The sequence below is a fragment of the Virgibacillus dakarensis genome, from assembly GCF_900155625.1.
Lineage (GTDB): Bacteria > Bacillota > Bacilli > Bacillales > Amphibacillaceae > Lentibacillus_C > Lentibacillus_C populi.
Genome location: NZ_LT732553.1, coordinates 1,870,615 through 1,881,944 on the forward strand (window position 1 = coordinate 1,870,615; position 11,330 = coordinate 1,881,944).

Here is an 11,330-nt window from a genome sequence, read left to right on the forward strand (position 1 = left end):
CTCAATCCCATATTCCACCTATTGCAAAGCAGAACAGCTGCCCCGACAGAACGGCCGATAGAAATTATTTATACTCATATCGTTCACGCTTCACTTCATCGATCTTTTCCCCAACATCATTAAACTTGATTGCACGATAATAGGCATCGTGATAAAACGTATACCAGGCATTTTTCTGATAGCCGATATTCATCCATTTCTCCTTTTGATGAACCGATGTCACCGGGTAATCATCATAAGCAAGCGCCCACAATTTGTTTTGATGGGCGTGTGTCGGCATAATATCGGCCATATGGATAAAGCTTTCCTCCCCGTCCTCAAAAACAAGGATTGCGTGCCCATCACTATGCCCGCCTGTGTGAATCATTTTCAGTCCCTCGACAATTGTTAATTCATTTTCAAACGGTTTTACTTGCTGCACGATCGGTTTCCAGTTCATTTCCCAATATGTATTAACCGAGCGAATATTCGGGTTTCGCATTTCGTTCCATTCAACGGCCGATACGTAAATAGAAGCATTTTCAAAAACAGGAACAAATTCTTCTCCTTCCTTTTTTGTCAGCCCGCATGCATGGTCGAAATGTAAATGGGTCATCAGCATGGCATCAATATCTCCGGTTGTTAATCCTAACGCTGATAACGACTCTACTATCAATGATTCTTCAAGGACACCGAAGTTTCGCAGCTGTTTATCCGTTAGTTTCCCATTTCCTATTCCCGAATCAATTAAAAAATTCTTTCCATCGATCTGAAGCAGGATCGGATCAGTGCGTAATTCAATTTGATTTTTTTCATTATACGGATATTTTTTTCCCCACAGTGCTTTTGGAACAACTCCAAACATGGCCCCGCCATCCAAAAAATTAACGCCACCATTTAACCACGTCAGCCTTCCACGTCCTATGTGTAATGTCTCCATCTCTCTTCCCTCCTTTATTTCTCCTTCCAGTTTAGCTAAACACAAGAGGTTGCGCAAGCGCTGTCATTTTACTATAAAAAAGCCGAATATCAACGACTATTTTTTCATAAGAATCGTGCTCGACAGCGGTAAATAACTTGTCCTTTCGCGGAAAATTTTTCTTCGTATTCTGTCATGATATTCGTTGGATCCTGAAGCTTATGGAGATCTAAATTAACCTCCTGCAACTGCATCCCAAACGCAGAAAAACTGACTAATGAATATTCAAATAATCCACGGTTGTCCGTTTTTAAAACAACTTCACCCGCTTGATCCAAAATTGTTTGGTACTTTTCTAAAAATGCCTGAAAGGTTAACCGTCGTTTTTCATGCCGATTTTTTGGCCATGGATCCGAAAAATTCAAATAAACCGTGGCTATCTCGTTATCAGCAAAAACGTCCCGTAAGTGATTGGCATCTATATTCAGTAATACAATATTATCCCGATCCACTTCCATAACCTTCTGTGCAGCTGTTACGATAACACTTTTACTTATTTCTATTCCAATAAAATTCACATCTGGATATTGTTTTGCCATACCAGCTAAAAATTGTCCTTTACCAGTACCAATTTCCAAATGGATCGGGTTCTCATTTCCGAAAACAGACTGCCAGTGGCCCCTGTATTTACCTGGTTCTGGAATCACAAGCTGGCTGTTGGCTGTCAGAAAATCATCAGCCCATGGTTTGTGACGTTGACGCATTATTTCTATACCTCTCTTTTTTAAAAACCACCAATTTATGTCAAGCATAGATTACTAATAAATGCTAATAATACAGAAGTGAGGTGATTTAAATGACGTTAACCATTCATGATCAATTAATGCTATTACATGATATATTGAGTGAACATACCGAAGATTGCACAGGTGAAATTGCAGAATACCAGCAAATAAAACGGCTGGTTCAGGCAATGATGGCCAAAAACAGCATCACCGATGAACAGCTTCTGCAACTTTTGCCGGAAATTTATAATTACGGCCGCCAAGGTGAAATCGCTCAAAATTCACCAGAACATATAACGACAAACAAGGAAAATATCGTAAACTGGATGAATGCCATCAATAATGTTCATTTAGAATAGCTTCATTTACATGTTTATTCAAGTCACGTAAATCATTTAGCCGTTCCTGTACCTTCCTTGTTTCGTTCCGCTCATGATGCCAAAGCAAAAAACTTAATGCATCGGAAATTAAATACCAGTACATCCGTTCAATCAGCTGCTGATCACGAATAACACCATATTTTTCAAGCCACTTGTTCCAATCCTCAATTGGGATATACCATTTAAGCAGCAAACCAAAGTCCATAACGGGATCAGCTATCGTAGCATTATCCCAGTCAATTAAATAAAGTTCTCCTGCTTTGGTCAGCAGCAGATTGTTATGGTTAAGATCGCAATGACAGACAACTTGTTTTTGCTCCCTCGTAGCTGGTAATAATCGCTGTAAATAGTGTAAAGCATCCTGCACTTCGGTATATTTTTGAACGAGGCTACTGTCATATAGTTGCCTTTTTAAGTGTGCCAAACGTTCATCAGGTGTTACTGGCTTTTTTCCTAACCGCATTAACATATGAAGCAATTCAGAAGAATGGTGAATCTTGCGTAACAATTCAGCTACACGTGGATGCTGCATTTCTTCCGGTTTCAGCTCTCTGCCTTCAATCCATTCCTGTGCTGTGATAACATCACCGTTTTCCATCCGCCTTGTCCAAACGAGCTTTGGAACAATCCCTTCAGCCGATAGTACTGCCAGAAATGGAGATGAGTTTCGTTTAAGGAATAGTCGTCTGTTTTGATTCTCGGCGATGTATGCATCACCAGTCAACCCGCCTGCAGGTGCAATATTCCAATCTTTTCCTAATACAGCTTCTAGCCAATTCACCATTCATTCCTCAAATCTATGATTAAAAGTACGTGTTCACTGGGATACTCTGACTTGTCGAACATCCTCTTCTATACGTAAAATTTTTATAGTCCAATTATGTATTTTATAACGACATTGGAGAAATTACAAATATTAAACAGCTAATCGATAATTTAATCTGTTTTTAAAAGTTTCACAAATTTGCTTGTTCGAATTTATCTAGTTGCTTTACTCCTTTTATGCTTATCGGCTGTACTTGCTTGGAAACCGTACATGTCAGGCAACGGCTTGTTTGTCCATCAACCTGATAGGCGACTTCTGAATCGGCAACCATCTTTAATTGATTCGCATTTAGTACAGCAACTTCCTTAAAATTCACATGTTTTCCAGTAAATACTGTCAGAAAAAGTGCCAACACTTTCCACTTTGAAATTGAATGAATCAGGAGAACAGGAAAAGTACCTGGCCGAATTTCTGCATCTGGAATTATTTTCATACCACCACCATAGTACGGATGGTTCGCAATTGTAATCATCCAGCATTCCGGAATGTACCGCTGCTTGCCGTTTATCTCCAATGTAATGTCCTTTGGCTGAAAGCGAAACAGAATCTGCACGAGTGCGAAGACATAACTAAGTGCCCCTATGCCAAACAGATTAAACATTTTTTTATAGCCCGATTTATTAGCAGTAACCGCAATTTCCGCATCAAAACCAAATCCCATACTGTTAACGAATAACCGCCGGTCGCTACCATTAATCTGATAGCTCCCCAACCAATAAGCACTGCTATTTTTTTCGGTGATAATCTGTTCAAAAATTTCCAAAGAACTCCCTTTTATTTTACAACCCTTGGCAAAATCGTTACCTGAACCACCAGGAATAAAAGCTATCGAAAGATCTTTAGGGTACAGACCATTGATAACCTCATGCAATGTCCCGTCACCACCAATTACAATCACACATGTTGTCTTTTTCTGTTCTTCTGTGATGCTTCTGGCGATACTTTCGGCATGGCCGCTATATTCTGTTAGAAAGAATTCACTATCAATTTGCTGATATAATTTCGTTCTCTTTATTTTTGAAAAAATCCGTTTCGCTCTGCCACTTCCTGCAATCGGATTTACAATAAATCGATACATTTACAACCCCTCATTATCCATTGAAAATACAGGTGATTCCTCTTCTTCCCATTCCGGACGTTTAACCGAGACGGATTGACAGTAAGCGAGCAATGCTTCGGCAGCTTTTAATTGGCGGTTTTTAAGCGGCGATACCAAATTCCGCTTTTCCGTAAACCATTGATTATATTCCCTTTTACCGATTATGTTTGTATGATAAGGTTTTGATTCTGCGATTATCCGATTCGTTCGGGAGAGGACAACCTTTTTCACAGGAAAATCAATATCCTGCTTCTTTAATATACTTTTAATAATTTGCTCCGTACGTTTTAAAGCAAACAGCGGACTTACTATTTTTCGCTGTTTACGATTAGACTCACCCATCCACATCCGTTCCTCCAAAGCATAAATTCTGGTCGCATCATCTTCCTCCAGTACATAAATAACCTCGATACCGATCGGACTAATAAATATGATTTCTCCCTCAACTGGTGCTTTTTTAATCGTAAATATCGGATGGTACATGACTAAATACGTGTCTGGAAATCGCTGCAAAAAATATTTTAGCGTTTCGTCATCTCCGAAGCTTTGGTCCATAAACGATAAATCAGTGACGGTTGACGAGGCCCATTTCAATTGAAGCGGAAGGAGCTTATCCAGAAAATATTGCTTTAGTTCCTGCTCCGTCTTCGGTAACTCCGTTTCTCCCGGCTCTTCTGCAACCGGCTCCCGCTTTAAGATTGCTTTCCATTTTGAAAAGGTAGACTTTGCTAATTCCCTATCCTGCTCAATACTCAGCAAACTATTTTGTTGCGTCTCCCATAACGTATGCAGCTTTTTCCAATTTTCCTGTTTTAAACGTGTAAACTGACTTGGATAACGATACATATTCCATTCATAGCGAGAAATATAATCGTTCAGCTTAATCAGCTGCGCCATCTGCTCCACCCCTTAATCCATAACTGGAAATAACCTTATATTTTGGCGTTTGCTTGGGAAAAATTTGATATAACACAACTTCTCCAGCAATTAATTGGTATTTTTTAGCTTGATACTTTTCCTTAACATTTGCGATGATTCCTTTATCGGCTGAACCATCCCACTTTTTTGCCAGGGTAATATGCGGATGGTAATCCCGCTGTTCCTTCTGAAAGCCACATGCTGCCATATAGGTTTCCGTTTTCGCTTGTAACGATGCTAATTCACTGTTTTTCTTTACCCCCGCCCAAAGAACACGCGGGCGTTTGGGATTACCAAACGTACCGATTCCGCCAACTTCCAGTAAAATCTCCTCGAAATCTTCCAGTTTTTTTACTATTTCTTTGATCGACTGAATATTCCTTTCATCGACAGGACCTAAAAATTTTAACGTAATGTGCAAATCATGCTTATTGGGCCATTGTTTATATGGCAGCCGATTTTTTAAGTCGTCCTGCCAGCTGGATAGCGCATTTTGCAACGGCTGTGATACCGGTATACCGATAAAATAATGCGGAAATGAATTCATTTTGATATCCTCTCTTCTTTTTAATCGAACCAAAAGCGGGAAATATGAAGCGTTTATTTCTATTATGTTGAATATTTTCTCTTTAATCCTGAAGAAAATAGGTGTAAAATAATAGTGACGTCTAAGGTTCACTAGCACCACAGGTTTAATGATTACATTAAGGAGTGGTTTTTTGAATCAACCAACATCTAGAATGCTGACCAGGGTCAAAGCTGTCTACCTTTACATTAGAGAGAATGGCACAGTAACGACGACTGAGTTGGCCGAAGAATTTGGAACGACAGACCGGACAATGCAGCGGGACTTGCATGTACTTGTTTACAATGGTCTCGTAAACAGCCCGATTCGCGGCAAATGGAAAATCACGAACAAAAAAGTAAAAATTTCTTGAAACAACATATAAGTACGTGTTCAAAAAGTCGCCGAATTGGGTCTTGAAGGTCGAGGCGGCGTAGCTCCCGGCACCGGGCTTGCACAGGAAGTGCTGACTTCTGCTGTTGGCGATTGTCGTGGGTGATTTTAGCAGAAGATCCCCTATGGAAGTTAGTACATGAGGAGCGGAAAAGAAGTGGGCGACTCGATTCGCAGCTTATCATTTGGTGACTTTTTGAACATCCTCTATAATGAAAAACCATGGCTGACAGCTTCATGTCAGCCCTTTTTTTGACAGCTCTGCAATACGTAGGTTCGTCTTCGCTGGCTGGCGATATTCTCTCAAAACCAACGTATCATCAAGCTGTAATTCACCATAAGCATCAGCCTATCTTCGGAAAATCCGGTCTAAAATCCGAATTCGATCACCTAAGATTCGTTCAAGCAATGTGGAGTAATAGCCAAACAATAAGTAGACACCGCCGCCGAAGGTTACTCCAATCATGAGCATCAGAATTGCAGCCCATCTTTCTTCCGTGTATGGAATAAACATCCCGAAAATAAACTTGGTCAATACGATGACAAGAACCATGATGATCGTGAAGATACCAATTAACATGGTTCGTTTAACGAGCTGTTTTAGTGGAAACTGAATGGATACACAAATACGCCACATGTTAAGTACTACAGCAGTTCCTACTGCAAGCCCTGTACCAAAAATAGCACCCTTAGCTCCAAATGTATGAATCAATTGGATATTGAAAAGTATTTTTAATAACAAGCCTGCTGACAAACTAATAACAGCAAAGCGCTGCTGGTTTATCCCTTGTAAAATGGATGATGATACTGTAAATAATGCAAACAGTAACGAAACAGGTGCATACCATCCTAACAATGGTCCTGTAATATCAATATGTTTTAACCCAAACAGGGAACCATAAGCTACATTTGATAACATTAAAAGCCCCACCGCAGCCGGGATGACAAGTACAAGTACAATTTGCAATGCCTGGTTGATTTGCTGATACAATAATGAGCGATTTTTCTGTGTAAAAGTTTTGGTTAAAGCGGGTAAAATAGCTAATGATAGTCCTGTCGCTATTGTAACCGGAATGATGATTAGTTTATGACCGTAAAAATTAATCGCCGAATACGGTATTGCCCAATCTCTTTGACCAATCGCAGTCATCGCCCGTTCGAAAGTGAATTGATCAACTAATTGATACAAAGGAGTAGCCAGACCGACAAGTACAAACGGTCCCGCATAACGGAATAATTCAATAAACAAATCCTTTGCTGGGATATCGTGTGAATAACGCTGCTGCTGTAGTTGCTTCTCAATATTCGGCTTTCGTCTTCTCCAATATACCCACAAAACAACACAAGAAGCCAAGGCACCGACAAATGCTGAAAATGTTGCAAGACCAACAGCTGCAGTAATTGTTCCGCCAAACACTTTTAGCATGATAAATGCGGCACCAAGTATGAAAAGAATGCGAACAATTTGCTCAACGACCTGCGAAATAGCGGTTGGCCCCATTGATTGATAGCCTTGAAAGAAGCCACGGACAATACTCATTGCCGGGATAATGAGTAACGCAAAACTAACCATTCGGATTACTAACGTTACATCTGCAACAGATATCGTTTTTGCATCATCACTTGTAATCATATATTTAGCCAATAACTCGGCACTAAAAAACAAAGCCAAAAAAGCCAGGATTCCTGTCGCTACCATTAATGTAATACCAGCTTGGAACATACGCATTCCTGTATTATAATCACCTAATGAATTGTATTTGGATACAAATTTTGAAACAGCCAAAGGTACACCTATTGTCGAAATACTAATTAAAATATTGTATGGTGTGTAAGCATAGGAAAATAACGTTCCCCCTGTTTCCCCAACAAGCTCATTAAACGGAATAACATAAACCATTCCTAAAATTTTCGATAAAAATGTTGCACCCGTAAGTAACATGGTGCCTCTGACGATATTATTCGACATTATTTCACCTGCGTCTTCTCATAATTACTTTCCTACGTTATTTTATCACAGATAACCAAAAGTAGGGCAACGTTTCTATTTATAATAATACGTTAATCTCCCCGCTAATCATGCCGTTAGATTAAAAATAGGCATTCCAATAAAAAAATGATAAGCTAGTTGCGGAAAGGAATGAGAATCGTTGATGTATGATGTAATTGTAATTGGCGGAGGACCTTCGGGAATAATGGCTTCGATCGCTGCGGCTGAGCATGGTGCCAGAACCATGTTAATCGAAAAAGGTAATAAATTAGGGAAAAAGCTCGCCATTTCTGGTGGTGGTCGCTGCAATGTCACAAACCGGCTGCCACAAGATGAAGTCATCAGGCATATACCTGGAAATGGCAAGTTTTTATATAGTGCTTTTTCCATTTTTAACAACTATGATATCATCAATTTTTTTGAAAATATGGGGGTAAAATTAAAAGAGGAAGATCACGGACGAATGTTTCCTGCCTCGAATTCGGCGAAGACTGTGGTTAATGCATTAATTAATAAATTACATGACCTTCATGTTGAAATTCGTATGAATACAACCGTAAACGCGATCGATTATTCTGATAAAGACCATACCATTATCCTATCGGATCACGAGAAAATCACCACAAAATCAGTCGTTATCGCAGCAGGAGGAAAAGCTGTACCTCACACAGGATCAACCGGTGATGGGTATGCATGGGCAAAGAAAGCCGGACATACGATTACCAAATTGTACCCGACAGAAGTCGCCCTTACCTCCAATGAGGAATTTATCAAGGATAAGCGTCTACAGGGTTTGTCTTTAAGGGATGTATCACTAACCGTACTAAATAAAAAGCAAAAACCGATCATCTCTCATCAAATGGACATGCTGTTTACCCATTTCGGAATATCAGGACCAGCGGTATTGCGCTGTTCCCAATTTGTTGTAAAAGAGCTTATGAAAGGACAAGCGGAGGTTCCAATGGTTTTAGATGTATTACCAGATGAAAATGAACAGCAATTAGTAAAAAAAGTATGGGAAAATATCAAACAAAATCCAAAACGGTCAATCAAAAACAATTTAAAAGGAGCTGTTCCTGAACGCTTCCTTACATTTATCCTGAAGCGCAATAAAGTACGTGAAGAGGAAAAAGGCGCAAACATTGCAAAGGAAACCATTCGTTCGATTGTTCACGATTTAAAATACTTTTCATTCAACGTTCATGGGTCATTACCACTTGAAAAAGCTTTTGTCACTGGCGGAGGTGTTTCCATTAAAGAGATCGTGCCAAATACGATGCAGTCGAAAAAAATGCATGGATTATATTTTTGCGGCGAAATATTGGATATTCACGGATATACTGGGGGCTATAATATTACCTCGGCGCTTGTTACTGGCAGATTAGCTGGGATAAATGCAGCCACGGAAACTGCTCTGGACGTTTGATTCCCATTTCTGGTATGTCATTCCTTGTATTTTCTCCATTGTCAGATGCCATCCTAATATTATGTGGGGACTATCAAAACGAGAGGGACTGGTACTGAATGCAAAAGAATGGAATGTGGATACCATTAATCGCGTCTGTCGGTGTTGGAGCGGCAACTTTTTATTCGATGACCAAAAATAATCAGGGATTAGGTCAAACGATGGAAAAAATGGTCCCGTTTGTTTCGCAAATGGGTGCCGGTGGAAATATGTCCAGTGGCGGAATGATGAATGCGAGTGGAAACATGAGCGGGAATACAGGTAACAGCGGAAACAACAATAATAGTAAAAATAATCAAGACAGCCAAAAACTAGGAACTTTTGGAATGAGCTAAATCGCATTAGACGTGTCCTCTGATTGACACGTCTTTTTTTGAGAATTTATTGTGTTTTAGGTCTGCAAAAGATTTACAATTTAAATGTAGAAAAAGTAAATTTGGAGGGATCAAAATGCAAGCTCGTTTAAATTACTATGCTATTGCACCAGATGCAGCAAAAATCATGATGGAATTCGAGAAATATATAAAGTCCACCAACCTTGATGCTACATTATTGGAACTTGTCAAAACACGCGCCTCACAAATTAATGGCTGCGCATTCTGTTTGGACATGCACACGAAGGACGCACGGGCAAACGGAGAAACTGAGCAACGTTTATACGCCCTAAACGCCTGGAGGGAAACAGATTTTTATACAGAGCAAGAACGTGCAGCATTAGCTCTTGCAGAGGCAATTACCCAAATTTCTGTGAACCCGGTTTCCGATGAACTTTATCATGCTGTTAGGAAGCATTTTAATGAAAAGGATTTCGTTGATCTAGTATATGCCATTAATGCAATAAACAGCTGGAACCGTCTGGCAATAACAATGAGAGCTATCCCAGGCAAATATCAGCCGGCAAAAAAGTAAACACTTCAATTTACAATCACATATTTTTCACATTTTAACGACTTCCTTGTGATAAATATCACGGTACACACAACCGATTACCATTATCATCAAACTGGATAGAGATTTTTATCTTAGTTTAGGAGTGATTCAAATGGCAAAAACGGTTGAAACCTTTGATGGATGGCATGCGTTACACGATTTCAGAACGATCAACTGGGAGAAATGGCAGCAGGCTTCTGAAACAGATCGGAACGCGGCACTCGATGAATTCAACAAGCTGCTAAGCAACTGGCAAAACATTGAGGAAAACAAGCAAGGAAGCCATGTCATCTACTCGATCGTTGGTCAGAAAGCAGATATTATGTTTATGCTGCTAAGACCAACAATGAAGGATTTAAACAAGCTGGAAAATGAATTTAATAAATCGGCACTTGCTCATTATACGCAGCCTGCCTATTCCTACGTATCGATTATTGAGAAAAGCAGCTACACAAAACGGCAGACTGATCCTTATGAAGATCCGGCAATGCGGGCAAAATTATTCCCAACAATTCCAAAAACAGAATATATGTGCTTCTATCCAATGAGCAAATTGCGTGGCGAAACTAACAATTGGTTCACACTATCAAAAGAGGAACGCGGACGCATGATGTTTGAACATATTGAAACATGCAAAACCTACACGGATGATGTGAAACGAATTATTACTGGTTCCATCGGATTTGATGATTATGAATGGGGAATTACCTTATTCTGTGATGACGTATTAAAATTCAAGAAATTAATTTATGATACTCGTTTTGATGAAGTTAGTGCGAAATATGCCATTTTTGGATCATTTTTCATTGGAAGTTATTTGGCAAAAGAGGAATTGGAAGCATATTTTCAGATTTAAAGCTGATAAGTAGTGCGCTACAAGCAAGGATCCTATGTTATCTGATCCTTGCTTTTATATATATTTTGTAATAGTTAAATTCTTTGTTAAAATTATAAACTCAACTTTCGCATGCTGAAATAGGCAGGTAAACCTTGATGTAATTAGGCAAGCCTGCAATCCACTGCTGTAGTTGAATTTTGATTAATCCTTGCATTTTCTTGTTACTCTTTTTGATGGTATCTT

13 protein-coding genes are annotated in these 11,330 nt (G+C 39.4%); 6 read left to right on the forward strand and 7 right to left on the reverse strand.

The window, feature by feature from the left end:
- Positions 1–64: 64 nt before the first annotated feature.
- A complete protein-coding gene (locus tag CZ382_RS09390) occupies positions 65–919 on the reverse strand; it encodes a YtnP family quorum-quenching lactonase (protein WP_088050908.1) in 855 nt (284 codons plus the stop codon).
- A 104-nt stretch (positions 920–1,023) separates the two neighbouring features.
- Positions 1,024–1,662 carry a tRNA (guanosine(46)-N7)-methyltransferase TrmB gene (gene trmB / locus CZ382_RS09395; protein ID WP_088050909.1) on the reverse strand — a complete coding sequence of 213 codons (639 nt, stop codon included), beginning with the start codon at positions 1,660–1,662 and terminating at the stop codon, positions 1,024–1,026.
- 92 nt (positions 1,663–1,754) lie between these two features.
- Here trmB and CZ382_RS09400 point away from each other — a divergent pair, with 92 nt between their 5' ends.
- Entirely contained in the window at positions 1,755–2,042 is a 288-nt protein-coding gene (locus CZ382_RS09400; protein ID WP_088050910.1) for a YtzH-like family protein, read from the forward strand.
- On the opposite strand, the gene CZ382_RS09405 is transcribed toward CZ382_RS09400, so the two are convergent.
- From CZ382_RS09405 to thpR, 4 genes are all read right to left on the reverse strand, one after another.
- Positions 2,020–2,847 carry a phosphotransferase family protein gene (locus CZ382_RS09405; protein WP_088050911.1) on the reverse strand — a complete coding sequence of 276 codons (828 nt, stop codon included), beginning with the start codon at positions 2,845–2,847 and terminating at the stop codon, positions 2,020–2,022. The genes CZ382_RS09400 and CZ382_RS09405 overlap by 23 nt on opposite strands.
- Positions 2,848–3,019: 172 nt before the next feature.
- The gene (locus CZ382_RS09410; protein ID WP_088050912.1) at positions 3,020–3,967 is read right to left on the reverse strand and encodes a diacylglycerol/lipid kinase family protein; all 948 of its coding nucleotides are present in this window, start codon (positions 3,965–3,967) and stop codon (positions 3,020–3,022) included.
- Positions 3,968–4,885 (reverse strand): NERD domain-containing protein, encoded by a 918-nt coding sequence (locus CZ382_RS09415; RefSeq protein WP_088050913.1) that lies wholly within the window; start codon positions 4,883–4,885, stop codon positions 3,968–3,970. It lies immediately after the preceding gene.
- On the reverse strand, positions 4,869–5,453 hold the full coding sequence (gene thpR / locus CZ382_RS09420) for an RNA 2',3'-cyclic phosphodiesterase (protein WP_088050914.1): 585 nt from the start codon (positions 5,451–5,453) through the stop codon (positions 4,869–4,871). Before thpR ends, CZ382_RS09415 begins: the two co-directional genes overlap by 17 nt.
- A 172-nt stretch (positions 5,454–5,625) precedes the next feature.
- Between thpR and CZ382_RS09425 the strand changes: the two genes are divergently transcribed.
- Positions 5,626–5,844, forward strand: coding sequence for a DeoR family transcriptional regulator (locus CZ382_RS09425; protein WP_088050915.1), 219 nt, complete (start codon positions 5,626–5,628; stop codon positions 5,842–5,844).
- A 369-nt stretch (positions 5,845–6,213) separates the two neighbouring features.
- On the opposite strand, the gene CZ382_RS09430 is transcribed toward CZ382_RS09425, so the two are convergent.
- Complete coding sequence (locus tag CZ382_RS09430; RefSeq protein ID WP_088050916.1) at positions 6,214–7,833, reverse strand: putative polysaccharide biosynthesis protein; 1,620 nt, start codon at positions 7,831–7,833, stop codon at positions 6,214–6,216.
- 181 nt (positions 7,834–8,014) lie between these two features.
- On the opposite strand from CZ382_RS09430, the gene CZ382_RS09435 reads away from it, so the two are divergent.
- The 4 genes from CZ382_RS09435 to hemQ all read left to right on the forward strand — a co-directional run bounded on the left by CZ382_RS09435 (position 8,015) and on the right by hemQ (position 11,105).
- Positions 8,015–9,280 (forward strand): BaiN/RdsA family NAD(P)/FAD-dependent oxidoreductase, encoded by a 1,266-nt coding sequence (locus CZ382_RS09435; protein ID WP_088050917.1) that lies wholly within the window; start codon positions 8,015–8,017, stop codon positions 9,278–9,280.
- Positions 9,281–9,378: 98 nt separating this feature from the next.
- Positions 9,379–9,654, forward strand: a complete 276-nt coding sequence (locus tag CZ382_RS09440; protein ID WP_088050918.1) for a hypothetical protein — start codon at positions 9,379–9,381, stop codon at positions 9,652–9,654.
- A 115-nt stretch (positions 9,655–9,769) separates the two neighbouring features.
- Complete coding sequence (locus CZ382_RS09445) at positions 9,770–10,228, forward strand: carboxymuconolactone decarboxylase family protein (RefSeq protein WP_088050919.1); 459 nt, start codon at positions 9,770–9,772, stop codon at positions 10,226–10,228.
- A gap of 133 nt (positions 10,229–10,361) precedes the next feature.
- Complete coding sequence (hemQ, locus tag CZ382_RS09450) at positions 10,362–11,105, forward strand: hydrogen peroxide-dependent heme synthase (RefSeq protein WP_088050920.1); 744 nt, start codon at positions 10,362–10,364, stop codon at positions 11,103–11,105.
- The last annotated feature ends 225 nt before the right edge of the window (positions 11,106–11,330 follow it).

Bases quoted from the DNA above. Each gene is read 5' to 3' on its own strand.
- CZ382_RS09400 (WP_088050910.1), top strand. From the start codon at position 1,755: ATGACGTTAACCATTCATGATCAATTAATGCTATTACATGATATATTG.
- CZ382_RS09440 (WP_088050918.1), top strand. From the start codon at position 9,379: ATGCAAAAGAATGGAATGTGGATACCATTAATCGCGTCTGTCGGTGTT.
- thpR (WP_088050914.1), bottom strand. From the start codon at position 5,453: ATGAATTCATTTCCGCATTATTTTATCGGTATACCGGTATCACAGCCG.
- CZ382_RS09445 (WP_088050919.1), top strand. From the start codon at position 9,770: ATGCAAGCTCGTTTAAATTACTATGCTATTGCACCAGATGCAGCAAAA.
- CZ382_RS09415 (WP_088050913.1), bottom strand. From the start codon at position 4,885: ATGGCGCAGCTGATTAAGCTGAACGATTATATTTCTCGCTATGAATGG.
- CZ382_RS09410 (WP_088050912.1), bottom strand. From the start codon at position 3,967: ATGTATCGATTTATTGTAAATCCGATTGCAGGAAGTGGCAGAGCGAAA.
- hemQ (WP_088050920.1), top strand. From the start codon at position 10,362: ATGGCAAAAACGGTTGAAACCTTTGATGGATGGCATGCGTTACACGAT.
- CZ382_RS09405 (WP_088050911.1), bottom strand. From the start codon at position 2,847: ATGGTGAATTGGCTAGAAGCTGTATTAGGAAAAGATTGGAATATTGCA.
- CZ382_RS09390 (WP_088050908.1), bottom strand. From the start codon at position 919: ATGGAGACATTACACATAGGACGTGGAAGGCTGACGTGGTTAAATGGT.
- trmB (WP_088050909.1), bottom strand. From the start codon at position 1,662: ATGCGTCAACGTCACAAACCATGGGCTGATGATTTTCTGACAGCCAAC.
- CZ382_RS09430 (WP_088050916.1), bottom strand. From the start codon at position 7,833: ATGTCGAATAATATCGTCAGAGGCACCATGTTACTTACGGGTGCAACA.